We start from the raw sequence: 26779 nt of genomic DNA, 5'->3' as shown, positions 1-26779 counted from the left end.
AGTTAGCTCTCCTCTGCTGCGGTGAAGTCGTAGGAAAAGACCGCCATTTGTGTAGGTTGGCCGTAAGTTTCGTGCACGTCCCCAATACCGTCGAAGTCCACCAGATAACCGAACTTCTCGGCCACGCCCCTGGCCCACTGACGAAATTCCGCGCGGCTGAACTCGAAACGGTGATCGAGGTGCCGGAACTGTCCAGGCTCTAGGTTTGGGTAGCAAGCGTTGTAGTCACTATTTGGGGTGGTGACGATGACATACTGCGGGCGTGCGAGCCCAAAGACGTTGTTCTCCAACGCGGGCAGCCGGTCGGCATCAATGTGCTCGATGACCTCCATCAGGATTGCCACGTCCATGTTCGCAATGCGCTCATCGGCATAGGTGACCGAGGATTGGAAAAGCTCAACCCGCGCGGCTTGGCGCTCCGGCATGCGATCTAGGTTCAGCGCCTTGTGCGCCTTACGAAGCTCCCCCACAGAAACATCGGTACCAACGATCTGCGCGATTCGCGGATTCTCCAGCATCGGCCCCAGTAGCACGCCGGAACCGCAGCCGATGTCGACTACACTGCGCGGGCGCAGGCTAAGTACTTCACGCAGTACTCGCTCTTGGCGCTGTCGATTAAGTGGCTTGGCTGGCTGGTCACCGCGGGGCAGTTCGATTGCAGCGGCTTCCCCAGCAAGCTTCACGACGGCCTCGTTGACCAGGCCTTTTTGATCCGCAAGATAGCGCCCCAGGATTCTCTCCCGCTGTGGGTGCTCCGGTAGCCAGTCCCGCGCACGCGCGGCGAGCTTGTCGATTTCCCGGTCATCGACCCAATAGTGTTTCCCACCGTCGAGGACGGGCAGCAGAATATACAGGTGATTGAGCAAATCGCGGACGGTTGCCCTACCCGAAAGCGTTATCGTCGGTGAGAACTTCTGGCCGGCAATATTGTTCGAAAAATCGCAGGCGACGTTCCACCCCAGCGGTTCGAACAGAGCCCGGATTTCTTCCTCGGTGCCGGGTACCGCGGCGACTGTCGCGGTGAGGTCGCTCGGGGTTTCGTCGTAAGGCGAGGGCTTTTCCATGACCATCGCCGTGGAGAAGACGGACTTCAGCGCCACTGTCATAAGCGATGACGCGGCCCATTGCCGGTCATTGATGTAGCCGGTCAGATTGAACGTATCAGCGCGGTACTGCTTGAGTTTCAGCAGCTCATCGCGGTCAATATCAACCCAAAGGGCTGCCGTGCATTCGGCATCGGTAGCCGTGGGGAAAAAGACTCTGGCAACACCGAACTTTAACTCGGACTCATGCACGCGATCGGGATGCTTTCGCAAAATAAATCCCAAATCGCGTGCCGATTCAGCAGGCGAAGATTCACCGAGCCGAGAGTGTTTAGTGATTGCCAGATACATACGGCAAGTCTAACGCCTACCGCGGATTGGACTAGAGCATTTTTTGACCTACAGCGTCTTCGGCTTGTGGGCCGGACGACTCTTCTCGTAGGCCACAATGTCCGCTTCGTTGCGCAGGGTCAGGGAGACGTCGTCAAGCCCTTCCATCAGACGCCAGCGGGTGTAGTCGTCGACCTCGAACGGGAAGACCTGCTCACCGGCCTCGACGGTGCGGGTCTCCAGGTTGACGGTGAGCTCCATGCCAGGGTTAGCCTCCAGCAGCTTCCACAGCAGCTCGACATCGGACTGCTGCATCTGTGCGGCGAGCAGCCCCGCCTTGCCGGCATTGCCACGGAAGATATCGGCGAAGCGGGAGGAGATGACGACGCGGAAACCGTAGTCCATCAGGGCCCACACGGCGTGCTCGCGGGAAGAACCGGTACCGAAGTCCGGCCCTGCTACGAGGACGGAGCCCTTTGCGTATTCCGGACGGTTGAGCACGAAGTCGGACTCGTTGTTGCGCCAGTTGCTGAACAGGCCATCCTCGAATCCGGTGCGGGTGACGCGCTTTAGGTAGACAGCCGGGATGATCTGGTCAGTGTCGACGTTGGATCGCTGCAGGGGAACGCCGACGCCGGTGTGAGTATCAAACTTTTCCATAGTGAAAGGTCCTTAGAAGTTCTGCTTGGGTCTGTTGTACAAAGATCGGCAGTGAGAGTCAGTTAGAGATCAGCCGGTGCTGCGAAGTGACCGGCGACGGCAGTGGCTGCGGCGACAGCCGGGCTGACCAGGTGGGTACGACCACCCTTGCCCTGACGGCCCTCGAAGTTGCGGTTGGAGGTCGAAGCGCAACGCTGGCCCGGGGTCAGCTGATCCGGGTTCATGCCCAGGCACATGGAGCAGCCCGGCATACGCCATTCGGCGCCTGCCTCTTCGAAGATCTTGCCCAGTCCCTCTTCCTCAGCCTGCGCACGGACCTTTGCGGAGCCCGGCACGATGAGCATCTGGACGCCGTCGGCAACCTTGCGGTCCTTCAGCACGTCGGCGACGGCGCGCATGTCCTCGATGCGGCCGTTGGTGCAGGAACCTACGAAGACCACGTCGACCTTGACGTCGCGCATCGGGGTGCCCGGCTTCAGATCCATGTACTCCAGTGCGCGTTCGGCCGCGATGCGGTCGGAGTCCTCAGCGATGAACTCCGGATCTGGCACGGTCTCCCCCAGCGGCACGCCCTGGCCAGGGTTAGTACCCCAGGTAACGAATGGAGTCAGCGCGGAACCGTCGATTTCAACGACCTTGTCGAACTTCGCGTCCTCGTCAGTAACCAGGGACTTCCAGTATTCGACTGCCTCGTCCCACTGCTCGCCCTGCGGCGCGTGCGGGCGGTCCTTCAGGTATTCGAAGGTGGTCTCGTCCGGAGCAATCATGCCGGCACGGGCACCGGCTTCGATGGACATGTTGCAAATGGTCATGCGGGCTTCCATCGACAGCTTCTCGATGGCCTCGCCGCGGTACTCAATAACGTGGCCCTGACCACCGCCGGTGCCAATCTTGGCGATAATCGCCAGAATCAAATCCTTGGCGGTAACACCATCCTGCAGTTCGCCGGTGACGTTGACCGCCATGGTCTTGAAAGGCTTCAGCGGCAGGGTCTGGGTAGCCAGAACGTGCTCAACCTCCGAGGTACCGATACCGAAGGCCATAGCACCGAAAGCACCGTGGGTTGCGGTATGCGAGTCACCACAGACGACGGTGGTGCCCGGCTGAGTCAGGCCCAGCTGTGGGCCGACGACGTGCACGATACCCTGTTCGCGGTCGCCCATCGGATGCAGGCGGATACCGAACTCCTCGGCGTTCTTGCGCAGTGTGGCAATCTGGGTACGAGAGGTCGGCTCCTCAATCAGATTGATTTTGCCGCCGGCGACAGTGGTCGGAACGTTGTGGTCCTCGGTTGCGATGGTCAAATCCGGGCGGCGTACCTTGCGCCCTGCCAGACGGAGGCCATCAAAAGCCTGCGGCGAGGTAACCTCGTGGACGAGGTGCAGATCGATATAAATCAGATCTGGTTCGCCGTTGTCGCCTTGCTTGACTACGTGGTCATGCCAGACTTTCTCGGCCAGAGTCTTCGGGCTGGTGTCCGTGGTGCGCATAGTGGGTGAGCCGCCTTCCGGATATATCTCTTTTATCTCAAGGAATGAGATGTTAATATCATGGCATGGGACAGATTAGCACATCCGAGACGCCAGCTCTAAGTGGCATTAAGGTTCTCGACCGTTCGGTACTCATTCTCAAGTCTGTTGCAGAAACTCCACGCACCCTCGCCGAGCTCTGTGACGACACCGGCCTGCCCCGCGCCACCGCCCATCGGCTGGCCACGGCGTTGGAAGTACACCGCCTTGTCACCCGCACTCCGGACGGCCGCTGGACGACGGGCCCCGGCCTCACCGAGATCACGCCTGTCACAACCGACCTGCTTGCCGACGCCGCAGCGCACATCCTGCCGAAGCTAGTAGAGGTAACCGGAGAGTCCGTGCAGCTCTACCGTCTCACCGGCGATACCCGCACCTGTATTGCCTCCATGGAGCCCGCCACCGGACTGCGCAACACCGTGCCAGTTGGCTCTCGCATGCCGCTAACCGCCGGCTCCGCCGCACGTGTTCTCCTGGCCTTTGGCCCGGCCAACCTCGCTGAGCGAATGCTTCCCGACGCCGACTTCAACCAACAGGACCTCGACGACTGCCGACGTCTCGGCTGGTCCGAGTCCATGGGTGAGCGCGACCCCGCACTTGCCTCCGTCTCCGCCCCGGTTTTCGACAGCAACCAGCGCATGATTGCAGTCCTATCCGTCTCCGGCCCCGTGGAGCGCATGACTCCGTCGCCCTACGAATGCTGGGGCGCAAAGGTTCTCGGCGCCGCTGAAGAGATGAGCTCCCGACTGTAATGCCCGCTTACCGTCACCTTGTCCTTCTTCTGTCCATGTTCGCGGCGGTCGGTTCGTCCGTCGTTCACATGGGTGTGCCTTTTCTCATCCCATCCCTACAGGAAAACGGCTTAAGCCTCTCCGCCGCCGGCCTCGTCGCAGCAATGCCGGCGGCCGGTATTGTCTTCACGCTCATCGCCTGGGGCTGGTTTGTCGACCGCTATGGCGAACGCGCAGCTCTGTTCGCCGGCCTGACCTCTACTGCCTTAACGACGGGGCTTGCGGCGCTAGCTTCGTCGTCAAGCCCGGCTCTGCTCGGGGCCACGCTCTTTCTCGCCGGGTGTGCGGCGGCGAGCGTGAATTCGGCATCCGGCCGCGTGGTGTCGGGCTGGTACCCACCGCATCAGCGCGGCACTGCGATGGGCATTCGCCAAATGGCTCAGCCCCTCGGCGCTGCACTATCAGCGGTAACCCTGCACCCTCTCGCGCAGAATTACAGCATCGGAGTCGCACTCGCGATGCCCGCAATCCTGTGCGCCGTGCTGGCGTTGCTTGTACTGATAGGCGTGAAGAATCCCCCTCGCCCTGATGCCTCGAACCCCACCGTCACGGCCAGCCCCTACCGGGACGGCAAGTACCTCGTGCGCATCCACATCGCCTCGGCGCTGCTGTCCTGGCCGCAGTCGATGATGGGTGCCTACATTCTGGTGTGGTTGCTGTCTGTGGGGTACTCCGATGGCACGGCGGGCACAATTGTGATGGTCTCGCAGCTGCTCGGTGCCGGATCGCGAGCACTGATGGGTGTGGTCTCTGACCGAGTGCGATCTCGCATCCGCCCCTACCGCTGGGTCTCGGGTGCGACCTTTGTTTTGGCTGTCGCAATGATGATTGCCAGCTGGGCTGATTGGCGCACGCTTGGAACTTTGCTGGTCTGCGCACTGGCCGTTGCTGTGGTCAGCCCGAATGGACTCGCCTTCACCGCAGTTGCTGAATACGCAGGCCCCTTCTGGTCCGGACGCGCTATGGGTACGCAGAACACGTTCCAGAACATTATCTACGCTGCAACGCCTCCGGTTTCGGGTGCGATTGTGGCCGCTGCGGGCTTCCCCGCGCTGTTTGCCGTCACGGCTCTGTTCCCCGCCGCCGCGCTGGGTATTGCGCCACGAGAAGACCAGAACCGCAACGGGCGGGTGCGGGTCGAGCTTGACTAGCTAGCTCCGCATCCACCAACCAAATCGAGCCACGCACGCTACCCAGTGCACAGCCAATAAACACAGCAGTCCGGCACTAACGGCGTACAGCCACTGCGCGCCGATAGTGCCACCCAGGTTGTGCGTACCAAGACTCAGAGTGCCCACGGGGAAGGTTGCACCCCACCAACCAGGGCTGTATCCCGCCCAACGGATTACGGCGCGGGGGAATCGTCGTAAAGCAATGGCAGCGAGGAAGACACCGACAATGAGCACGGTGGTACCGTAAGCGACAGCGAAGGTTCGGTTGAAAAGCAGCTGGGCAGCGGCCGTGGACTGACCGACCAATCCGAGCGGAATCCAGGCAGTACCGGCGATGGAATCGGGGATACGCATGGTGCCGGAGAACAGCGCGACGTAGCAACGTACGAAAACCGGCAGAACTGTAATCAGCGCTATACAGAAGAGTATTTGTGCGCAGACCTGATAGAACGTGCCGTAGTCAACGCTCAGCTGCGCGCCGCTTGTCGCCGCCACCATCGGGGCGACCAGTGCAAGACCCCACTGAAAAGTCGGCTCGCCTTCGAATCCTCGCAGTTGACGAAGACTGACGTAGATTGCCAGCGGCGCGCCAATCCACCAGGACGCCAGCTGCCACACAGAATCGTTAAACAACGAGCTTGCGGCACTACCGAGAGACATAATGCCCATCGCGAACATGCCCCACGGCGCCTGCAACTTCGAGTGAAAAGCCGGGTTTCGAAATCGCAACCAACCGACCACTATGAAACCGAGAATGCCACCTGCCACGACGAGAAGCAGTTCCGGAACCACCGGCACATCATGAATGTGCGTAAGCGTGGCGAAGATGGAGGTGCCCATCAGCGATCCTGCCCACGCAGGCCCGGCGGGCGCAAGCACATCACTGCGAGGAGAGTTGGTCATGCCCATACCGTATTTGCGCTTGCTGCAGTCACCGCTATCACGAAACTCTGTGAGGGGTACCATTGACGCATGTACCCCTCCGCTGTGGCCGAACTCGAAGCACTTTTCACCGTCGCCCGTGCGGGGTCGATCTCGAAGGCCGCGCGTGAGCTCGGCACCAACCAGCAGACCATGTCCGCACGCATCGCACGGGCGGAAAGAGCGCTGGGAATCACCGTCTTCGAACGCTCCCCTTACGGCGTCTCCCCTACAGAAAAAGGGCAAGTGCTTATCGACGCCCTCCCAGATCTCCTCGCCGCCTGCCACAGATTTTCGGGCATTGCCGCCAGCTTGCGTTCCGACAATGTTCCCCGCCACCTCACCCTTGCGGTGTCCAACACTGTCGCTGAGCTCTACTACCCCGGCTGGGCCGCAGAGTTCCACCGGCAACATCCCGCAGTCAAGCTTTCGATGGTGCAGGCAAACTCCCGTGAGGTGCGGCAACTAGTAGCCGACAGTGCGGTGGACTTCGGGCTGGTAGAGGGCGAGGCTGGTCGGCACGACCTCGAAGAACGAATCATCGGCACCGACGAATTGGTCCTCGCCGTGCCGACTGGCCATCCGTGGGCTGAGCGGGCCGAGATATCCGTCGAAGAACTGCGCGCGACGCCACTCGTTATTCGCGAACCGGGTTCCGGTAGCCGACAGGTGGTGGAAGATGCACTGGGCACTCTCACCGAACCCGCCGGAGAATTTGGCTCCCTTTCGGCACAGCGCGCTGGCATGATTGCGCTGGCAGCGCCGACAATCATCGCCCGCGGCGCAATTCGCGATCAGGTAACGCTCGGGCGCATCGTCATCGTCCCCACCGACACCGTTTTTACTCGCAACCTCAGCGTGGTTATGCGTCGTGGCAGTAAAGCTAGTGGGGACATTTCGGAATTTATCCGCATTTCTAGTCCTATACTTAGCAAGCATGAGCAATCCCAATGATGACCTCTTTTCCTCCGACCGCTACGATGCCGGTATCCAAATCCGTCGCGAGGTAATGGGCGACGAATTCGTCGATGCCGCCCTCTCTCGCAACGCCGGCTCCGACGGAGAGACCCTGCAGAAGCACATCACCGCCACAGTCTGGGGTTCTGTCTGGAGCCGCGAAGGACTGGCCAAGCGTGATCGATCCCTGCTCAACATTGGAATGCTCGTGGCCCTGCGAGCCACCGAGGAACTGCGCGGCCACATCAAGGGCGCTCTCGCCAACGGTCTGACCCGCACCGAAATCACCGAAGCCATCGTCCACGCGTCTGGTTACTGTGGCGCACCGGCCGCACTGTCCGCGATGAAGGTCGCGCAGGAAGTGCTCGTCGCTGAGCTCGGCCCGCTTGACGACGACGATCAGTAGGCAGCCCACGGGCTATCAGGCCCTGGCCTCCGCGTTAGTACATCAGTGATGCGGCGCAGCAGCCACGACAATGGCAGGGCGATGGCAGTGGTGACAATTGCCACTGCCAACATCGAGCCCTGGAAGGTCTGATAACCCATCAAGCTCATTACCCAGTCCATGACCAACACGTGGACGAGGAAGAACTCGTAGGAGACCTCCCCCAACCACATCAAGGCTGGATGACGAAGCCACCTTACCTCCGTGCCCAGCGCAATCGGGGCCACGAATGCGCCTGCGGACAAGCCATACAGCGTGGTCTTCCACAAAGCCTGGTCAACATCATCTGGCACCAAGGTAGCCGGCCCCACATGCGTAGTAGTGGATAGAACGAACAGCACCAGAGCTATCAACCAGCTGGCGGCCAGATTAACGCGCCATCCGACCTTTCGACCGTAGGCCAGCAGCATACCGATGGCGAACCAGTCGAAATACGCCATCGGCCACAGCCGTGCCACCACCGGCAGCAGGTTTTCCTGGTGCGATAGCACGGTCCAGACCGGGCCAATGAGGCCAAAACCAATAATGATGGCCAACGTTGGACCAGGCCGTAGCCGCCCCTTTGTGATCGTCCAGATGCCAAGCCCCACCAGCGGCAATACCAAGTAGAAGCCGACTTCCACCACCATCGACCACATCTGCGGCAAGCCCGGGTGAATCCAGCCGAATTGGAGCGTCTGGGTAAACGACATCGTGCGCAACCAGCCCTGTAGCCCTCCACCAGATGGTGGTGGGTCGTCTGCGGTGTGAATGAGAAAGGCCGCAGTGACCACAATCCAGTAGGCCGGCAGGACTCTCTTCGCACGGCTGGTGAAATACTTCCGCAAGTCCGGTCGGTTCGCGGGGACGTCGTCAGGCGAACCGAGCCAGCGCCCTGTGAGCAGAACCGCACTGAGCACGAAGAAGATGGTGACGCCAATTTCGAATCGACCGTTGAGGCGCCCCCACCAATCGCCGGTGTAATTGCCCGTCCAAAACGCGGCATGCGTGAGCAGGACGCCGAACGCGCCGATGGCTCGGATGCTGGTCAGCTCCGGAACGTAGGTGGACTTGGCCGAATTCATGGCAATATTTTAGGAGCGCAAAGTACTTCCCCGTGTTATTTCGGCAAAAGTGGAATCTACATAATTTCTTCTACATGTTCTCGACGGTGCTCAAGATGTACTGAGCAGATTCACGCAGTCGCTCCAGCTCCCAGCTGTTTAGCTGTGGCGGCATACGACGAATGATTCCACCTCGGCCGATCACCGCTGGCATCGACAGCGAGACATCCGTCAACCCGTATTCACCATCCAAGCGTGTACACACCGGGTGGACGCTGTTTTGATCCAGCATCACCGCGCGGGCAATTTCCAAAGCGGAGCGTGCAACACCGGCATTAGTCCAGCCCTTGGCATTGAGAACATCGTAAGCTGCCCCGACTACGGCATCTTGAATTTCTTGCGGTGAAGGCAACTGCGTGCCATGCCATTTTTCCAGTTCTGTCCACCTCACACCTTGCACGTTCAGCGTGGACAAAATTGGGACGGCCGTAAGCCCGTGCTCACCCATCATGTAGCCAGTAACTGACTTCGGGTCGATACCGAGCTGTTTGGCAACTACCCACCGCAGTCGGGCCGAATCTAGCATCGTGCCGGTGCCAAAGAGCTTTTCCGCGGGGTAATCGAACTCGGTATGTGCCAAGTGCACCACCGCATCGAGCGGATTAGTAATAAATAGGACAATCGCATCGTGCGTATGCTTCACGATTCCCGGCATGACATCGCGAACCACTTCCCCGCTGAGCTTGGCTAATCCGGCACGGTCCGGACGGGAATCCGGGTCGTCCGGATCAGGGAGAATGGACGCACCAGCAGCGACGATAATCATATCCGCGTCGGCACAATCGCTGTAGTCGCCAGCATGCACATTGACATAGTCCGTGCCGGGAACACCAGTGGACTGGGATTGGTCCAGAGCCTCGCCATGCGCGACGCCTGGTGCTGTGTCAATTGTGGCAATCTCAGCGAACAGCCCGGATTCCATGGCATATGTCAGGACATACGAACCGACGTGACCGAGACCAATACAAACGAGCTTTGAATGTTTCATAGTTTCGATACTAGGACTGTGGAAATCCAGTGCCGCGGTGGAGGGGTGAGCAGAAAGACAAAAGCCTCCACTCGATTACGAGTGAAGGCTCTTGTCTCTGTATATCTTTGTACCCCGTACGGGATTTGAACCCGTGTTACCGCCGTGAGAGGGCGGCGTCCTAGGCCGCTAGACGAACGGGGCTTAGAACTTTCATCCGCGCGCTGCGGACTTGTTAAACAATACACTAGACGTGGATAGTAACTGCAAATCGCCCGGTCAAGGCGCTAAATTCCAAGTGCTTCCACATTTTTTGCCAGTGCGTTTTTAAGCTCCGCTTCATCCATTTTTCGCAGAGCCGCAACCTCGGCGACAGTGTCCCGCAAGGCCGCGACGACCTCGGCAGAGACCGCCTCCGCCGCGTAGCCGCTTCCAGGCTCGTGCGGAAGGTCAGTTTCCAGCAAAAGCCTATCGACGGGCACCTGCGACACATAGGCCCGTCCGCGTTTGGTCCGCAACATGAGCGGATTGACGGAGATATAGCCACCGGCTCGGATAAGCCTGGTCAGCTCATCGCTGGTGCCACCGAAACGGTGAAAGATGGGCACGAGATTCTGACCGAGCCCTACCCCTTTGTCGGAGTCCAAGCGTGGTTCCAGCAGATCAAGCACTGTATCGGCGCTGCGGACTGTGTGAATGGACAGGATATGCGACTGGCTCGAAGCTTGGACAGCATCGAGGATGCCGGTGAAGACGTGGATTTGGGTCTCGGCGGGAACGTCGTCAAGCCTGCGGGGCGCGAAGTCCAAGCCAATCTCACCGACGAAACGGGTGCGTGGAAGGGCCTCGCGAAATATCTCAAGCTCGCGCTCGTAGTTGCCGTCGATATACCACGGGTGATAGCCGACTGCGGCCATGGGGAGATTTTCGCGCTCTAGCTCGACAAATCCGGAGGGGCGGACTGTCTGCGCGATGATCTCCACGCCTTCCTGCGCAATATCGGCTTTGAAGCACTCGCGCGAAGCCGGTGGCAGGAAATCGTAGTGAAAGTGGGTATCGATGAGCCGCATCATTTTTCCGTTGGTGGCTGGTTTTCGTCGGCCGGACCGCCGATGCGCGGGGCCAGCGGGGTTTCCTCGAACCCGAGCAGACGGCGAATGACCTTTCCGGCCAGCATTTGCCCCATGATTGGCGGGATGTAGCTCATGGTACCGAGGGTTTCCGCCTTGGTACCGCTGCCCTTGTCCGCAATTCTCACTGGCTCTTCGGATGAGTACAGCACCTCAAGACCGCGAATGCGTCGGCGGATACACACCTGACGGACGACCTTCGCCAGCGGACAGACCTTAGTCTTATTGATCTTCGAGAAAGTCAGCCGAGCTGGGTCGAGCTTATTTCCGCCGCCCATAGCGGAAATGAGGTGGACACGATTTTCCGCGCACCACTGCGCGATCTCAATCTTGCCGGTGACATCGTCGATAGCGTCGATGATGTAATCCGGACGCGGGAACTGCTCGAAGGTCTCCGCCAGGTTTTCGCGTGTGAGAAAAAACTGGCGGGCATAGGTCGTACAATCCGGGTTGATATCGGCAACCATCGCCTCCATGACCTCGGCTTTGACCCGGCCAATCGTGGAGACAAAAGCCAGCGCCTGACGGTTGAGATTGCTCGGCTCCACGACATCACCGTCGATCAAGATGAGGTTGCCCACGCCGCCTCGGGCGAGAGCTTCGGCACAACTCGACCCCACGCCTCCGAGTCCGACAACCATGACGGTAGATTCAGCCAACGTTTCTAGCCCCTCCTCCCCTAGGAGAAGCTTCAGTCGTGCGAAACGTTCACTGGTCATAGTCGCCCCTGGTCATAGTCGCCTCGATGCTTAAAAAACAAAAACTCCCCAGCCGACTGACTGGGGAGTAACTTTGTACCCCGTACGGGATTTGAACCCGTGTTACCGCCGTGAGAGGGCGGCGTCCTAGGCCGCTAGACGAACGGGGCTTAGAACTGAATCCAACTCAACTGAGTGAGCGAATTCCGCTGGCCTACCAGGACTCGAACCTAGAATGACGGTACCAGAAACCGTAGTGTTGCCAATTACACCATAGGCCAATAAAGACTGGCGCTTTCACGCTATCTTTGTACCCCGTACGGGATTTGAACCCGTGTTACCGCCGTGAGAGGGCGGCGTCCTAGGCCGCTAGACGAACGGGGCTTAGAACTTTGCAGTTAGTGAATACATTCAACAATGAACTTCTTCACTGCTGGCCTACCAGGACTCGAACCTAGAATGACGGTACCAGAAACCGTAGTGTTGCCAATTACACCATAGGCCATCGCTGCTGAACGCAACGAGGAATAATATAGCCAATTCGCGCTAACAAGAGCAAATCACCTGGTCAAAGGCTCGTTTAAATTCGCGAGTTCCCCACAGCCCACCTCAGCAGTGCGCATAACTAATGCATAACTAATGCAGTGCATATAACTAACGCAGTCCCAGATCGAAAGCCCATTCGATCGCAGCTCAAAGCTGATCCGCCCTTCAGGAGACACTTCGTGGTGAAGCGGCTGGTAAACAGCCGACACACACCAAAAAACCAGACCTGAAAGGCAGGCACCATGACTTCCCCAACAACGACGGCAACAACCGCCCCCATCACGCTCGAGCTGGAGTTCTCCGACATCACGGAGCAAATGAACGGCACCATCGGTCGCGTCATCGGCACTGTCACTATCCGTCAGTTCGCAAAAATCATCTCGGCCCTCAACCTCGACGCCAACCCACGCGTGTCCCGCACCGGCCGCATCACCGATGCCATCATGGAAACCATCGACACCACGCCGGAGCTCTTCGCCTACAAGTCCAAGGGTGTGCTCCTGGCCTCCACTCAGTTCACCAGTGAAGACAATCTCTACCGCTTCACCTTCAGCAACCGTCGCATCGAAGGCATCCTCGACGGCGGTCACAACTCGCTGGCTATCGCACTATTCGTTCTGGGCAAGCTCACTCCACCACCTAGCCGCAAAATCAAGACGTGGTCCGAAATGAAGGAGGTCTGGTCGGAGCGTACGGAAGAAATTGAGGAATTGCTTGCCGACGAAAGCCTCACCGAGCTCGATGCCCGTGTTCCGGTAGAGGTACTCGTGCCCGGTGCTCGGGACGAGGACACTGTGCAGGACTTCTCCGATGCACTGCTCGATATCTGTGCCGCCCGCAACAACAATGCGGAGCTCAAGGCGGAAGCAAAGCTCAATCGCGCCGGCTACTTTGACGATCTGAAGCATGCCCTGCCTCAGGGAATTAGCGACAACGTGCAGTGGCGCACCAACGATACTGGTCGACTAAAGGTGGGCGATGTCATCGCTATGGCGTGGATTCCGCTGTCTTGTATTGACCTGCCGAAGGATGCCGACGGGAAGCAGATTGAAGCACCGACCCCCACCAGCCTCTACTCCGGCAAGGCCAAGCTGCTTGACCGCTTCGAGGATGTCATGAGCTCACCGGAGGTCACTAAGCCCAGCACTGAAAGCATCAATGAGCGCACCGAAGAGGTCGTTCTCTACAACGAGAAGGTCCGCAGCGCATTGAACCTCACGCGTGACTTCATCGATATTTTCGAGCGCATCAACGCAGAGCTACCCGATCTCTACAACAAGAGCGGCGGTAAATTCGGCGGCATTGATGCTGTTGACAAGGCCAATAAGAAGAATCCGCGGACCGGCAAGACTCCACAGAAGTACTCGAAGTTCTACCGCCAGCCCATCGGCTACGCGATTCCGGACGGGTTCATCTACCCGCTCGTGTACGCCTTTGCCGCACTGCTCAAGCGAAACGAGGACGGCACGGTCCACTGGGGAACCGACTGGCACGAGTTCTTCAACAACCACATGGGGTCGCTGGTCAAGGATTACCGCGAAACCTCCATGAATATGCTGAACCGCGACCCACAGAAGGTGGGCAAGGAAGCGGGCTCTTACACGAACCTGCTTCGCTCAGCCCAGCTCGCGCTCTTTACTGAGCAGCAGTAAAAGGAGTGACCTCGAGCGCCTTGCGCAGTCGGCCCAGGCTGCGGCTGCGACCAAGCAGCTCCATGGACTCGAACAGCGGCGGCGATACCTGCGCACCAGTCACGGCCACGCGCACCGGGCCAAAAGCCTTGCGTGGCTTCAGCTCCAGGTCCTCGATGAGGGCCTTCTGAAGTGCAGTTTCAAGCTTCTCGGTGACGAAGTCCTCTTCGCTGAGCGGCTCCACAGCTGCAATGGAGGCCTCCAGGACAGCGACGGCGTCTTCCTTGAAGTTACGGCGTGCCGAGCGCTCATCGAAGGTGAACTCGTCCTCTTCCACAACCAGGAACTTCGAGAGGTCCCAGGCGTCGGAAAGCGTCTTCACACGGGTCTGCAGCAGCGTTGCCAGGAAAGCGAACTTATCCGCCGGGTAGTCGGCCGGGAAGTCAAAGTGGCTTTCCAGGTACGTGCGCAGACGCTGCTCGAAGTCCTTCGGATCGAGCATGCGGATGTGGTCCGCGTTGATAGCGTCGGCCTTCTTCTGATCGAAGCGAGCCGGGTTGGACAGCACATCGTGGATATCGAAGGCCTTAACCATCTCGTCCATCGTGAAGATGTCCTGGTCGCCGTCCATAGACCACCCCAGCAGTGCCAGGTAGTTCAGCAGACCCTCGCGGATGAAACCGTTATCGCGGTGGATGAAGAGATTGGACTGCGGGTCACGCTTGGACAGCTTCTTATTACCCTCGCCCATAACGAACGGCAGGTGACCGAACTCCGGGGTGAACTTGGCGACACCGATGCGCTTCAGCGACTCGTAGAGAGCGATCTGGCGCGGGGTCGATGGCAGCAGATCCTCACCACGCAGGACGTGAGTGATCTCCATCAGAGCGTCATCAACCGGGTTAACCAGGGTGTAGAGCGGTTCACCGTTGGAGCGGGCAATAACGAAGTCCGGAACCAGGCCGGCCTTGAACTCGATACGACCGCGAACGAGGTCATCGAAGACAATGTCCTCGTCCGGCATACGCAGGCGAATCACCGGATTGCGCCCCTCTGCACGGAAGGCTTCCTTCTGCTCCTCGGTGAGGTTGCGGTCATAGTTGTCGTAGCCCAGCTTCGGGTCACGGCCCGCGGCCTTGTGGCGCTCCTCAACCTCTTCAGCGGTGGAAAAGGCCTCGTACGCTTCACCGGCGTCAATGAGGCGCTGCAATACATCGGCGTAGATGTCCTTGCGCTGCGACTGGCGGTACGGACCGTGCGGACCGCCGACATCGATGCCCTCGTCCCAGTCAATACCGAGCCAATTCAGGGCCTCGATGATTGCCTGATAAGACTCTTCGGAGTCGCGAGCGGCATCGGTATCTTCGATGCGGAAGACCAGCTTGCCACCAGTGTGACGGGCATATGCCCAGTTGAACAGGGCGGTGCGGATGAGGCCAACGTGCGGGGTACCGGTTGGCGACGGGCAAAAGCGTACGCGAACATCTGACATGCTTTCCCACGATACCCGCCCTCCCACCTGCAGGCATGCATAGGGTTTGCATAGGGTTACAGAGCCCACTCCCCGGCCACTTCGCCGGCGTATCCGGCGGCGCGCAGCCGCTCAACCCAGCTGCGCAGTGGTGCCTCACCGGTGCCCGGCGCGCCGCGGCCTGGGAAATCGGCAATCTGGACGTGCGCCGGCAGGCTCACTCTTCCAGTCTCCACCTCAGTGAGCCAAGCATCCACGTCGACGCCATTAGCTGCAAAATGGTAAAAGTCCGCGAGCACACCAGCACCAGTCTGTTGAGCTAACTCCTCGGCTTGCCACGGATCTGTAATGGGATAATCACTCATCCCGGACAGTGGCTCAATCAACGCGCGAACCCCACTGAGCTCCAGCTGGGCAGTAATCTCAGTCAGTCTTTGCACCTGCAAATCGGTCAGCTCCCCCGAGCGCCCCAGCAACACGTTCGAGCATTTCAGCCCAGTGGCCCGCGCAATCTGGCTCACTGCCTCCAGGTGCCCCGCGGGCAGCCCATCTGTATCGAGCACTCCTCGCTGCCCCGCTGCCATGTCCCCTCCCCACAGATTCATGGCATAAAGACCAAGGCTGTCGTCAAAGAGGTCACAAAAAGCGGAAACCTCATCGGGTGCGGGCACTGCGAGGCCAAATGGCCACCAGAATTCCACGGCCGCGTAGCCGTCGTCACGCGCGGCGTTGACGGCGTCGTGCGGGGACATGTGTGCGTAGACCGTAGAACAGTTAATAATAGTGCTCATGACCAAAACGGTAGTAGTAACTGGTGGCGGCGCGGGCATTGGTCGCGAAATTGCTCTGGCTTTTGCCGCCGATGGCTGGCACGTGCACATCTGCGGCAGGCGTATCGACGCGCTCGAGGCCGTTGCCGCCGAGGCGGACAACATCACCTACTCCAGGTGTGACATCACCGACCCCGAGCAGGTCCGTACGATGTTTGAGGACGCGCAGATGACTACGGGAACCATCGATGTTGCGGTGCTCAATGCGGGGCTGCCAGGCACGCCCGCAGAGTTCGGAGAGACCGACATTGAGGACTTCCGGGCGGTCATCGATACGAATGTGGTCGGCTCGTACCTATGCGCACGCGAGGCGTTCGCGCGGATGAAGCCGGGGCGTGATGGGAAGGCGGACCAAGCAGGCGGCCGAATCCTGGTCAACTGCTCTATCGCGGCGCAGGTGCCGAGAGCCCATACGGCGGCGTACGCGACGTCGAAAAGCGCGCTTGCCGGAATGACCCATGTGCTTGCCCTGGACGGACGCGAGTATGGCATTACGGCAACGCGCATTGACATTGGCAATGCGCAGACTGACCTGTTGGGGACGTTCACAGGCAGCGAGCCAATGTTCGATGCCAAGCAGGCTGCGGAGACCTTCCTCTACGCCGCGAATCTGCCGGCGAGCGCAGTCATCGATCAGCTGACGATTACCGCTGCGGGTATGCCCTTTTTGGGTAGGGGTTAGCCTGCCCCTTAAACTGAAGCACAACTGGGTTTAGATTGAGGAGGCGGGTTAGGGCTATGTCCATGGAAAACCACCCCTCTCTGGGCGGCGGAAACGAAGAAGAGAAGCAGGAGAATTCTCACCCGTCGAACGAGCCTGCAGCGACTCCGAAGCGTTCGACGCGCTGGGATACGTCCCGCCCGACCACCGCCCCGGACTTTTTGCTCTCCCGGGCACACGGCTCCATCCGCACGCAAGGTATTGAAGAGCAGCTTTCCGACCCCTGGCTCGCGGCCGAGGGACTGCACTCGGGCATTCACAAGATGGTAGTCGGCGCATTGCCCTTCGACTTGGACAAGCCCGCCGCCCTGACCGTTCCCCGGGAAGTCATCCGCTCCTCGCAGCCGCTGGAGCCACCCGCGCACTACCGTTGGAACGCACCGAAGCCCCACGCCAACATCGTCGCTTACGATCCCCCGCTCGACGAGCACGCTGAGCGCATCGCCGCAGCCATCCGCACAATCGAGTACTCGGCGCTGGAAAAGGTCGTGCTCGCGCGCGCCGTGGAACTCGAAATCGATCCCCCGATTGACCCGCTCCTACTCGCATCGCGGCTGATCGACGGATCCCCCAACCGCGATGGCTTTGTCGTGGATCTCTCCCCCGCCGGTTCCGATTATGAGGGCAAGTTGCTCATCGGTTCCTCCCCGGAGATGCTGGTCCGCCGTACGGGCGACATCGTTGAGGCGTTTCCCTTGGCCGGGTCGCTGCCGAGGTCCCGGAATGAAGAGGTGGACCGGGCGTCGGCCCGTCGTTTAGCGGACTCGCGCAAGAACCTAGACGAGCATGCCTTCGTCGTCGACGACATCGCCGACAACTTGGCGCCACTGTGCAGTTCGCTGGATGTTCCGGACAGCCCCGAGCTGATGAGCACCGCCGAGATGTGGCACTTGGCCACGCATATCCGCGGTCGGTTGAAGGATCCGTCGCTGTCCGCGCTGGATTTGGCGCTGGTGGTGCACCCGACACCAGCCATTTGTGGCACGCCGACGGAATCCGCCTTCGGCGTTATTCAGGCCGTAGAGACCAACCGCGGCTTCTACTCGGGCGCTGTCGGCTGGTGCGATGAGAATGGCGACGGTGAGTTCGTGGTCTCCATTCGCTGTGCCGAAATCGACACTGAGGGGTCCGTGGCACGACTATGGGCCGGAGGCGGCATTGTGTCGCACTCCGACCCAGAAGAAGAAGTCACGGAGACCAGCGCCAAGATGGGCACTGTACTCCGCGCTTTTGGAGTTAAGGGCGCTTAAGCCAGGGCGCATAGGCCCTAGCAGCTTAAGCCCTGGCAGCTTAAGCCCGCTCCACAGGGTTGGCCAGCTTGCCGATACCCGGGATCTCAATCTCGATGCGGTCACCCGGGAACATCGCAGCGGTACCGGCCGGGGAGCCGGTGCAGATGACATCACCCGGCAGCAGCGTAATCGAGGCAGTGATGAACTCGATAATCTCCGGGATGGACATAATCATCTGGTTGGAGTTGGAATCCTGCTTGGTCTCGGTAACACCCTCGTGAGTCAGGTGCGCCTTGATCGGCAGCTCGTTGTAGTCCAGCTCCGTCTGGATCCACGGACCAAGCGGGCAGAAGGTATCGATGCCCTTTGCGCGCGCCCACTGACCATCGGCAAACTGCAGGTCACGGGAAGAAACATCATTGACGATGGTGTATCCGAAGATCACATCGTGAGCGTTTTCCTTCTTGACGTTCTTGCACGGCTTACCAATAACCAGTGCCAGCTCGCCCTCAAACTCGACGTTGGTGGCGAAATCCGGAATGCGAATCGGCGCTTCCGGGCCAATGACGGCCGTCGGCGGCTTAATGAACATCGTCGGCGGCAGCGATTCTGCCGACTTCTTGAACACCTCGGCGACGTGGTCAGCGTAGTTACGACCAATAGCGATGACCTTCGACGGCAGCATTGGGGCGAGCAGACGTACGTCGGCAAGCGGCCAGGAACGGCCTGTCTTATTCAGCTGACCGAAAGGGTGCCCTTCGATTTCGTGCAAAGTAACTTCATTGCCTTCGCCCTCAACGAGCGCGAAGCACATGCCCTCTGGGTGGGCGATTCGAGCAATACGCATAAAAGTAGGGTACACGTCACATTGCGATAATTATGCAACGACCCCCACTCTCAAACATGTACGATTTAAACTCCGCGCGATTCCTGCGCAAGCCACACCAACGCACAAGCCAGCGCATCGTTGAACGCATGATGGGCCTTAAAACGGGGAATGCCGTACTTGTCGCACAGTGACCACAACCGCAGCTCATCACGGACCGGCTCGCGGTTGGCTCGCAGAATTGCGTCGTACTCGCGTGTCATCGTGTCCGCCACCGGCACATCAAAGCGCGCATCAAAGTACTTCCGGCACAACGGATCCAGGAAACCAACTTCCATCCGCGCGTAGTGCGCCAGCAGCTTCCGTCCCCGTAGAGCTTCTAACAGCTTGCCGACGGCCACCTCTGCCTCTACCCCGGTTGCGACCATGTCGTCGGTAAGCCCATGCACCGTCGCCGACTCGCCGACGCTCACCTCCTCGCGCTCTGGGCGAATGAGAAGGTGACCCGACTCTTCCAGCACGATGTCGCGGCCTTCGACGGCAACCCAACCGATGGAAAGCAACTGATCTTTGGAGGGATCCAGACCGGTGGTTTCCACATCGACCGCGAGCCAAGCATTGTCGCGGATAGGTGCGTCCAAGAGTTTCTTGCGGGGTTTGAAAAACTTCAACATTGCGCGCTCACGACATCGCCCGGATGGGATACTTCGCCCCGAGGCTCTGCTGCAACTTGCGGATAACACCAAACGCATCGCGCAGGTGCTCGCGTTCCAGGCTGGAGAGACGCTTCGGGTAGATGTGGTTATTCGGCTGCTCGCCAGCGTTGAACTGGGCCTGCTGGTGATGAAGCTGCACCGTGCACAGGAACTCGAACGCATCCGCCAGATCCTGCGCACCCTGACGGCTCACGCTTCCGGCACCCGCACTCGCCGCCAAGCGTTCACGCGTCGACAGCTGTGGCAGGCCGGCCGCCACAGTAAATAGACGCGCCATCTGCACCACAGCAGCAGTTCCCCCCTTTTTGATGTCCAGGGTCTCTGCGTGATCGCCGCCCTTTTCCAGCACTAGGCCCCGGAAGAAGCCGAGCGGCGGCTCCCGCCAGGCCGCGAGCTTGGCCAAGTGCGCATGCAGGCGCTGCGACCCCTGAGCCAGCGGCAGGTAGGCCGCACGAAGGCTCTCTACCAGTTGCACGTCGCCCGCTACCCCACGCATGTCGAAGAAGGTCTGTGCATGTAACAGGGCCTCTGCCTCCGGTGCCGTAATCCACCCGTGGAACGTGCGCAGCCACTGCGACTTGGTCATCCTCCACGCAGGATTGCTGGCCATCATGTCCCCTGGACAGAGCGGATAACCGACTCGGTCGAGGTTGGTGCAAATCTCGTCGCTAAGCGCGGCGAAATAGTCAGCATGAGCGTCGGCGTCGTAGTCGTCGGCGAGAACAAGCGCATTGTCCTGATCGGACGCGAGCCCCATCTCCCCGCGCCCATGCGAACCCAGTACCGCAAAGGCGTAGCTGACTGGTGGCGGCCCAAGCTTTTCCTCCGCCAGCGCAACCAGGCGTCGGGTGACAGCATCGGCCACGGCAGTCAGCAGCTTGGCGACCTCCTCCCCCGAATCACCTCGGTCAATAAACCGGCCGACAATCCGCCGCGCGTTCTGAGCAATCTCCGCAATCTCCGAGATATCGCTCTTCCGCGCCAGCGTCGCCGTCGCGTACACGGGATCGGTGTGCAGACTGCGCAGCAGGTCACCAATGACAATCATGCCGACCACTCTCGTCCCGTCGTGCACCGGCAGATGATGGTAACCGCGCTCAGCCATCAGCAGCATGGCCTCAAAAACCAGCAGGTCGGGACTGATGGTTTCCGGGTTCCCGGTCATCACTTCGCTTACAAGCGTCGCCGCGGGCTTCGCCTCTGCCAGCACTCGACGACGGAGGTCACGGTCAGTGATGATGCCGACGAGCGGGCTCTGGTTGGCGCCTGCAGACTCCATTACGAGCAAACTGGAGACATTCCGCTCCGTCATAATCTGCGCCGCCTCTTGTACTGTCGCATCAGCACTGCAGGTCACCAGCGATGTTTCCATCAGATCCGCAACCCGTGTGCGCAATGACTCCGATGCCGCAGTACTCCGCAGCTTCGATGCCACTGCGCGAATGCGCGCGTTCTCACCGCCGTAATAGCGCCGGACCTCTACGAACTGCTCATTGAGCTGGTCAAAAACCTCCTTGGAGATCACTAGGAATACGCAGTCCTCCACTGCCGTCATCGTGTATAGCGAAGGGTCACTGCTCAGCAGCGTCGAATAGCCGAAATGATCTCCCACATCTCGCCTGTCCAACAGCGTGCCAGCTGGGTCAAAGAGATCCACCATGCCGGAGCGAATAATGAAACAGCTGTTGTTATCCGCACCCGCCCGGATAATCTCCGTTCCACGACGGGCATAGCGCATGGTCAAAAGCGGTGGGATAGTCGCGCGCTCTTCATCGTTGAGGTCCGAAAAGGGGCGAGTATGGCTGAGGAAGTCTGCGATTTCCGCAAGCTCGACGGTCATGGGGTCAATTATCCCCTATTTTTGCTCCCAATAGGACTGATTTGCGGGAATACTCGACCTTATGACCAATTCCACACACAGCGCTTCAATAAATCCCGAATGGCCGCTCGACGCCCACATCCTCGGCAGGATGGACAAGCTCGCGGCACTCGTCGCGACGCTTGACGACGACACCTTCAACGCAACCCTCCCCATCCCAGCCATTAACTCCCTGGCCGTGCTGTTACGACACGTGACCGGATCCGCGAGGTACTGGCTCGAGCGCGTCTGCCTTGGGCGTGATTATGTCCGTGATCGCGATGGGGAGTTTTCTGCTCATTGCAGTGTTTCGGAAGGGCTGGAGATTTACCACCGTGACCGCGCGGCCATTGAATCCGCGCTGGTGGAGTTGCAAGGCGTGGACCGCGCTGGTGCTCCTGCTGTTATTCCTACCGATAAGGACCGTTGGTGGTGCGGCAGCATCGAAGGCGTGATTGTGCATGTCTTCCACGAGGCGGCTCAGCACCTGGGACATGCGGAGATTACGAGGGATGCGCTAGTGGCAGGACTGGGAGGGGATGATTCCGATAACGGCGCAGGAAGCTCATCCCCATACCCCCTTGACACCATCATCGATGTACTTCGCCAGGTCGGACATGCGTCGGACTTCATCGAGCACACCGCCGACGGTAAGACTCACATCACTACCGTCGATGGCAAAACTGTGATTGCCTAGCCCTCTCCCCCCCCCCTATTTTTTACTGCGCTACTTCAAAGCAGCAGCAATGCGGTCGCCAACCTCAGCGGTCTTGATCGGGCCACTACCGCGAGTAGCCATGTCAGCTTCCACAGCAGCCTCGATGCGCTGAGCGTCTTCCTCACGACCCAGGTGGCGCAGCATCATGGCACCCGACAGAATGGCTGCGGTCGGGTCAGCGATCCCCTTGCCAGCAATGTCGGGAGCGGAGCCGTGAACGGGCTCAAACATGGACGGGTTGGTATTAGAGGCGTCAATGTTGCCGGACGCCGCCAGGCCGATACCGCCCGACACTGCACCAGCCTCATCAGTAATGATGTCGCCGAAGAGGTTGTCGGTGACGATGACGTCGAAACGCGAAGGATTAGTGACGAGGTAGATCGTCACAGCGTCGATGTGCGAGTAATCGACATCTACCTCTGGGTATTCCTTAGCGACCTCATCGACCGTGCGCTGCCACATACCGCCACCGTGCACCAACACATTGGTCTTGTGGACAAGGGTCAGCTTCTTACGACGGGTCATAGCCAGCTCGAAGGCGTAGCGAACAACGCGCTCAGCACCGAAGCGGGTATTGACGGAGGTCTCGTTGGCAACCTCGTGTGGCGTGCCGACGCGAATCGCACCGCCGTTACCGGTGTAAGCACCTTCGGTTCCCTCGCGGACGACCACGAAATCAATTTCGCCCGGGTTCTTCAGCGGTGACTCGACACCCGGGAAGAGCTTGGAAGGACGCAGGTTGACGTGGTGATCCAGCGCGAAGCGCATCTTCAGCAACAGGCCGCGCTCGAGAACACCCGGAGGAACGTTCGCCGGGTCACCGATAGCACCGAGCAGAATAGCGTCGTGCTCACGCAGGGAGTCGAGATCGGCGTCGGTAAGCAGTTCGCCATTGCGCAAGTAGCGACGCGAGCCGAGGTCGTACTCGGTGGTGTCGAACTCGCCGATAGCAGCCTTGAGCACCTTCAGTGCCTCTGCCGTAACTTCCGTGCCGATGCCATCACCCGGGATGACGGCGATCTTCAGCTTTCCTGCCTCAGTCATTTTTTGAGATACCCTTCTCACTATATGGACACAAATGAGTGTAGCAGAACCTAGCGCTCACCCCCGTCACTGTCTGCGCGATTTTTACCATCTCCATCGTTTTCACAATCCACCCCGCCTACTGCTCTCTCCTTTTCCATATCCCGCCGCACCTTATCCACTAGGCCGCGGAGATTGTCATGCAATTTGCGACGTTTCTCATTGTGCTCAGCCAGCGCAGCGGTCTTCTTTTCAGTCTGCGAGGCAAAGGTGTAACGACCATGCCCAGTATGCTCTTTTTCCGACTGCGCAAACGGCCCTTCATCACAAGAGAGGAACGTCCAAGCTTCGATCCCATCATCACCTCGAACAACTCGCCACATACCGGCAGTTTTGAGGTTGTGGTGCCTTCGACAGAGACAATGGAGATTATCTGTGTGCGTGACCCCTTCCTTTTGCCGCTCACCACCGGAAAGGCTGTGATCAAATTCCACAATATGGTCGATATCGCACTTTTCCGCGGGGACATCGCATCCAGGAAAACTACACACACCGTCACGGGCACGCACGAATGCACGCTGAGACTCGGAGGGCCGATACCCCTCAACCGCACTATCCCCCAGCACCCGCAATGTCGATACCCGCTTCAGCCAAGACTCGGCCACCAGCGAAGAAAGCCAACCTGCGCCAGCGAGCCACACTGGAGTGTTTTCCGGTTCGCCATCCTCCCCGGGAGAGAGCACTCGGAAGAGTTCCAGATTCACCTCCACCTCACAAGTACCGCGTAACGCATGCATGAAAGCTGCCGCGCGACTCACTTTCATCTTCTTAGCCACTGCGTCGATAATTGCAAGGGCTTCCACTGCATGATGCCGCTCGAGGACAGTAGTCAGTGTCGTAACTCCAGCGTCACCATGTTCATCAACTGCGATAAACTCCTTAGCCGTCATACGATCGCCGAAGTAGTCGAGAGCCGCAGCTTGAACCTCCCGTACCTCCTCCGACTCCACGGGATTATCCGCCGACTCTCCATCCGCCTCGACCTGGTATGCCGCCGCATCAATTGCAGCATCTACGGTCGCCTCCACATTCCGGGCCAGGACCCTATCAGCCTGCAACCCAGCGACATCCACATCACGTGGCCGCACTTCCGGAGCACACTCACCAATCACTCGCTGCACCCGCGTTGCCATCGCACGCACGCCACGGAGTGCCTCCCCGTCGCGCCTAGGCTTAACGACGTCCACGAGACCCGACTCCACTGCGTCAACCTTGTCATCGGCTACAGGTCGGGTATGTTTACCAAGCATTGCTAAATGCCTCATCGACAAATGCCCGCGCTCCTGACACATTTCCGCTAGTTGCGGCATACGTCCAAGCATGTAGCCAATTTCCATATATTTGTTCACTTCGGCGCGTGAGATTCCAAGCACCACCGACCAATAAGCCAAATGAGCTTCGACATCGCCATCATCTGGTGGTGCGACCCGCTGAGCGATAACCATCTGCAGACGATTAATCTCGCGCATCACTTCAGCGAGCGAATGAGCCCTCACCTCATGGCTGAACCGAAATTCCCCACACGATTCCAACTCTGACATTGCACTGTCCCCTCCCTAACGAGGTCCCCTAACGAACAGTTCTTTATCAATTCGCCCACACCATATCCCCCACCCCGGATTCAAACCGCTGCGCACCCCAAAAATCTCCACATTATTCGAACACTATTTCGAACTAAAGCCGAAAGAAAATCCCGCCCTACGACGCAAACTTCGTCGTAAAGCGGGAACCGCACTAGAAACCTAGTCGACCGGCTTCATGGAACCGTTTTCGAGGAAACGACGGTGGAAGTCATAAGAAGTACCCAGGTCATGCGGAGTATGCAGGTACGGGGTGGCCCTCTCAGCACGCTCAACGTATTCGAGCAGCGCCTCCTTGTACATTGGGTGCGCACACTTCTCAATGACAACGCGGGAACGCTGACGCGGCGCCAGCCCACGGAGGTCAGCCAGGCCCTGCTCAGTGATGATGACCATCACGTCATGCTCAGTGTGGTCAACATGAGAGACCATCGGCACGATTGCGGAAATATCGCCATTCTTAGCCAGCGACGGGGACACAAACGTAGAGATGTAGGCGTTTCGGGTGAAGTCACCGGAACCGCCAATGCCGTTCATCATGCGGGAGCCAGCCACGTGAGTGGAGTTGACGTTGCCGTAGATGTCAGCCTCAATCATGCCGTTGGTGGTAATCAGCCCCATGCGGCGGACCAGACCCGGGTTGTTGGAGATGTCCTGCGGACGCAGAACAATCTTCTCGCGGTAGTCAGCAGCATTCTCATTCATACGAGCTGCGTACTCCGGGGACAGCGAGAATGCGGTACCGGAAGCCACGGTCAGCTTGCCAGCATCCATCAGGTCGACCATGCCGTCCTGGATAACCTCAGTGAAGGAGGTCAGGTTCTCATACTTGGAGTCGAGCAGGCCTGCGAGCACAGCGTTCGGAATGTTACCGACACCCGACTGCATCGGCAGCAGGTTCTCCGGCAGACGACCGGCCTTGACCTCCCCATCGAGGAAGTCGAGCAGGTAGCCGGCAATGGCCTTAGAGTCATCGTCCAGCGGCTTGAACGGCGAGTTACGGTCCTCGGCGTTCGTCTCGACGACAGCGACAACCTTATCGACATCGATCTGAACATCCGGAGTGCCGATGCGGTCCCCCGGGTTCACAATCGGAATCTCCTTACGGTTCGGAGGCAGCCCAACACTGTAGATGTCGTGCATACCCTCGAGATCCTCGGACTGCCAGGAGTTGACCTCAATAATGATCTTCTCTGCAGCATTCAAGTAAGAAATGCTGTTACCAACCGAAGAGGAAAGAATCAGGGATCCATCGGCCTTAATGCGAACAGCTTCGACCACAGCAACATTGACCGGGCCAAAGAAGCCCTGCTCAGTCATCGGGCCAGAGTGCGACAGGTGAATATCACTATAGAAGGCATCGCCTGCATTAATACGGTTACGCATTCCCGGGTCGGACTGGTACGGCATACGCCACTCAACACCATTGGCCTTCGCCAGCGCACCATCAAGTTCCGGAGCGGTAGACGCGCCGGTCAAGACCTTAATCTTGAACTCGTCGCCACGCTCGTGAGCGGCCTCCATGCGCTCAGCGAGAGCCGGCGGGACAACCTTCGGGTAGCCAGCACCGGTAAATCCGGCAAAGCCCACCATGTCTCCGTGGTTAATGAACTGCGCCGCCTCCTGCGCGGTCATCACCTTGGATTTGAGACCAGCATGGGCAATACGATCTGACATGAATTCACCTTTCTATATCCCCCAACGCGACTATCGGGGGTAGTGCCTCGAACACCAAAGCACACCCCCAACCCTATCAACGAAGCGGTTAGTGCCTTTCATTCAGATGCCCGAAAGCGCCCCCATTTTAGGCACACTTCACGC

At 59.2% G+C, this 26779-nt stretch carries 24 protein-coding genes and 5 tRNA genes; 8 read left to right on the top strand and 21 right to left on the bottom strand.

The window, feature by feature from the left end; genetic code table 11:
* Window positions 1-2: 2 nt before the first annotated feature.
* The 3 genes from QP995_RS01130 to leuC all read right to left on the bottom strand — a co-directional run bounded on the left by QP995_RS01130 (window position 3) and on the right by leuC (window position 3523).
* Window positions 3-1394: a 3' terminal RNA ribose 2'-O-methyltransferase Hen1 gene (locus tag QP995_RS01130; RefSeq protein ID WP_187404224.1), complete on the bottom strand. Its 1392-nt coding sequence runs from the start codon at window positions 1392-1394 to the stop codon at window positions 3-5.
* A 48-nt stretch (window positions 1395-1442) separates the two neighbouring features.
* Entirely contained in the window at window positions 1443-2033 is a 591-nt protein-coding gene (gene leuD, locus QP995_RS01125; protein WP_069358792.1) for a 3-isopropylmalate dehydratase small subunit, read from the bottom strand.
* 62 nt (window positions 2034-2095) lie between these two features.
* A complete protein-coding gene (leuC, locus tag QP995_RS01120) occupies window positions 2096-3523 on the bottom strand; it encodes a 3-isopropylmalate dehydratase large subunit (RefSeq protein ID WP_049189542.1) in 1428 nt (475 codons plus the stop codon).
* Between the two features lie 65 nt (window positions 3524-3588).
* On the opposite strand from leuC, the gene QP995_RS01115 reads away from it, so the two are divergent.
* Together QP995_RS01115 and QP995_RS01110 are read left to right on the top strand one after the other, a co-directional pair.
* The gene (locus tag QP995_RS01115) at window positions 3589-4314 is read left to right on the top strand and encodes an IclR family transcriptional regulator (RefSeq protein WP_049171587.1); all 726 of its coding nucleotides are present in this window, start codon (window positions 3589-3591) and stop codon (window positions 4312-4314) included.
* Window positions 4314-5504, top strand: coding sequence for an MFS transporter (locus QP995_RS01110; RefSeq protein WP_049189543.1), 1191 nt, complete (start codon window positions 4314-4316; stop codon window positions 5502-5504). Before QP995_RS01115 ends, QP995_RS01110 begins: the two co-directional genes overlap by 1 nt.
* Here the strand turns inward: QP995_RS01110 and QP995_RS01105 are convergent, their stop codons facing one another.
* The gene (locus tag QP995_RS01105; protein WP_284852826.1) at window positions 5505-6428 is read right to left on the bottom strand and encodes a TDT family transporter; all 924 of its coding nucleotides are present in this window, start codon (window positions 6426-6428) and stop codon (window positions 5505-5507) included.
* A gap of 69 nt (window positions 6429-6497) precedes the next feature.
* Between QP995_RS01105 and QP995_RS01100 the strand changes: the two genes are divergently transcribed.
* On the top strand, window positions 6498-7400 hold the full coding sequence (locus QP995_RS01100) for a LysR family transcriptional regulator (RefSeq protein ID WP_016422517.1): 903 nt from the start codon (window positions 6498-6500) through the stop codon (window positions 7398-7400).
* On the top strand, window positions 7384-7809 hold the full coding sequence (locus QP995_RS01095) for a carboxymuconolactone decarboxylase family protein (RefSeq protein WP_016422516.1): 426 nt from the start codon (window positions 7384-7386) through the stop codon (window positions 7807-7809). The genes QP995_RS01100 and QP995_RS01095 overlap by 17 nt, the downstream gene beginning before the upstream one ends.
* Here QP995_RS01095 and QP995_RS01090 read toward each other — a convergent pair.
* The 9 genes from QP995_RS01090 to QP995_RS01050 all read right to left on the bottom strand — a co-directional run bounded on the left by QP995_RS01090 (window position 7803) and on the right by QP995_RS01050 (window position 12251).
* Entirely contained in the window at window positions 7803-8912 is a 1110-nt protein-coding gene (locus QP995_RS01090; RefSeq protein WP_070595159.1) for an acyltransferase family protein, read from the bottom strand. The genes QP995_RS01095 and QP995_RS01090 overlap by 7 nt on opposite strands.
* Window positions 8913-8982: 70 nt before the next feature.
* The gene (locus QP995_RS01085; protein WP_070439677.1) at window positions 8983-9939 is read right to left on the bottom strand and encodes a lactate/malate family dehydrogenase; all 957 of its coding nucleotides are present in this window, start codon (window positions 9937-9939) and stop codon (window positions 8983-8985) included.
* Between the two features lie 110 nt (window positions 9940-10049).
* A tRNA-Glu gene (locus QP995_RS01080) sits at window positions 10050-10122 on the bottom strand.
* Window positions 10123-10205: 83 nt separating this feature from the next.
* Entirely contained in the window at window positions 10206-10991 is a 786-nt protein-coding gene (locus tag QP995_RS01075; RefSeq protein ID WP_246815101.1) for a TatD family hydrolase, read from the bottom strand.
* Window positions 10988-11767 (bottom strand): tRNA threonylcarbamoyladenosine dehydratase, encoded by a 780-nt coding sequence (locus QP995_RS01070; protein WP_284852825.1) that lies wholly within the window; start codon window positions 11765-11767, stop codon window positions 10988-10990. Before QP995_RS01070 ends, QP995_RS01075 begins: the two co-directional genes overlap by 4 nt.
* Window positions 11768-11843: 76 nt before the next feature.
* A tRNA-Glu gene (locus tag QP995_RS01065) sits at window positions 11844-11916 on the bottom strand.
* A gap of 39 nt (window positions 11917-11955) precedes the next feature.
* Window positions 11956-12027, bottom strand: a tRNA-Gln gene (locus QP995_RS01060).
* Window positions 12028-12057: 30 nt separating this feature from the next.
* Window positions 12058-12130: transfer RNA gene (locus QP995_RS01055), tRNA-Glu, on the bottom strand.
* Between the two features lie 49 nt (window positions 12131-12179).
* Window positions 12180-12251, bottom strand: a tRNA-Gln gene (locus tag QP995_RS01050).
* A 283-nt stretch (window positions 12252-12534) separates the two neighbouring features.
* Here QP995_RS01050 and QP995_RS01045 point away from each other — a divergent pair.
* Window positions 12535-13944 carry a hypothetical protein gene (locus QP995_RS01045; protein ID WP_246819689.1) on the top strand — a complete coding sequence of 470 codons (1410 nt, stop codon included), beginning with the start codon at window positions 12535-12537 and terminating at the stop codon, window positions 13942-13944.
* Here the strand turns inward: QP995_RS01045 and gltX are convergent.
* Entirely contained in the window at window positions 13928-15415 is a 1488-nt protein-coding gene (gene gltX / locus QP995_RS01040; RefSeq protein WP_048735378.1) for a glutamate--tRNA ligase, read from the bottom strand. The two genes, QP995_RS01045 and gltX, sit on opposite strands and share 17 nt — an antisense overlap.
* Before the next feature lie 56 nt (window positions 15416-15471).
* Window positions 15472-16185: a TIM barrel protein gene (locus QP995_RS01035; RefSeq protein ID WP_241482128.1), complete on the bottom strand. Its 714-nt coding sequence runs from the start codon at window positions 16183-16185 to the stop codon at window positions 15472-15474.
* On the opposite strand from QP995_RS01035, the gene QP995_RS01030 reads away from it, so the two are divergent.
* Together QP995_RS01030 and QP995_RS01025 are read left to right on the top strand one after the other, a co-directional pair.
* Complete coding sequence (locus QP995_RS01030; protein WP_284852824.1) at window positions 16184-16906, top strand: SDR family oxidoreductase; 723 nt, start codon at window positions 16184-16186, stop codon at window positions 16904-16906. The genes QP995_RS01035 and QP995_RS01030 overlap by 2 nt on opposite strands.
* Window positions 16907-16962: 56 nt before the next feature.
* Complete coding sequence (locus QP995_RS01025) at window positions 16963-18195, top strand: isochorismate synthase (RefSeq protein WP_070566860.1); 1233 nt, start codon at window positions 16963-16965, stop codon at window positions 18193-18195.
* Between the two features lie 40 nt (window positions 18196-18235).
* Here the strand turns inward: QP995_RS01025 and QP995_RS01020 are convergent, their stop codons facing one another.
* The 3 genes from QP995_RS01020 to QP995_RS01010 form a co-directional block, all read right to left on the bottom strand.
* Window positions 18236-19024 carry a fumarylacetoacetate hydrolase family protein gene (locus tag QP995_RS01020; protein WP_005509430.1) on the bottom strand — a complete coding sequence of 263 codons (789 nt, stop codon included), beginning with the start codon at window positions 19022-19024 and terminating at the stop codon, window positions 18236-18238.
* 65 nt (window positions 19025-19089) lie between these two features.
* Window positions 19090-19644 carry a 3'-5' exonuclease gene (locus QP995_RS01015; RefSeq protein WP_246821108.1) on the bottom strand — a complete coding sequence of 185 codons (555 nt, stop codon included), beginning with the start codon at window positions 19642-19644 and terminating at the stop codon, window positions 19090-19092.
* Between the two features lie 40 nt (window positions 19645-19684).
* Window positions 19685-21559 carry a DUF294 nucleotidyltransferase-like domain-containing protein gene (locus QP995_RS01010; protein WP_049172113.1) on the bottom strand — a complete coding sequence of 625 codons (1875 nt, stop codon included), beginning with the start codon at window positions 21557-21559 and terminating at the stop codon, window positions 19685-19687.
* A gap of 61 nt (window positions 21560-21620) precedes the next feature.
* Here QP995_RS01010 and QP995_RS01005 point away from each other — a divergent pair, with 61 nt between their 5' ends.
* Entirely contained in the window at window positions 21621-22274 is a 654-nt protein-coding gene (locus QP995_RS01005; RefSeq protein WP_049172112.1) for a mycothiol transferase, read from the top strand.
* A 30-nt stretch (window positions 22275-22304) separates the two neighbouring features.
* Here QP995_RS01005 and QP995_RS01000 read toward each other — a convergent pair whose 3' ends face one another.
* The 3 genes from QP995_RS01000 to scpC all read right to left on the bottom strand — a co-directional run bounded on the left by QP995_RS01000 (window position 22305) and on the right by scpC (window position 26635).
* Window positions 22305-23321: a 3-isopropylmalate dehydrogenase gene (locus QP995_RS01000; protein WP_284852834.1), complete on the bottom strand. Its 1017-nt coding sequence runs from the start codon at window positions 23319-23321 to the stop codon at window positions 22305-22307.
* 68 nt (window positions 23322-23389) lie between these two features.
* On the bottom strand, window positions 23390-24919 hold the full coding sequence (locus tag QP995_RS00995) for an HNH endonuclease signature motif containing protein (protein ID WP_049190127.1): 1530 nt from the start codon (window positions 24917-24919) through the stop codon (window positions 23390-23392).
* 201 nt (window positions 24920-25120) lie between these two features.
* On the bottom strand, window positions 25121-26635 hold the full coding sequence (gene scpC, locus QP995_RS00990) for a succinyl-CoA:acetate CoA-transferase ScpC (protein WP_070429316.1): 1515 nt from the start codon (window positions 26633-26635) through the stop codon (window positions 25121-25123).
* Between the last annotated feature and the right edge of the window lie 144 nt (window positions 26636-26779).

The sequence above is a fragment of the Corynebacterium sp. MSK032 genome, assembly GCF_030232065.1.
Classification (GTDB): domain Bacteria; phylum Actinomycetota; class Actinomycetes; order Mycobacteriales; family Mycobacteriaceae; genus Corynebacterium; species Corynebacterium jeikeium_D.
This window is presented reverse-complemented; position numbering and strand designations above follow the sequence as displayed.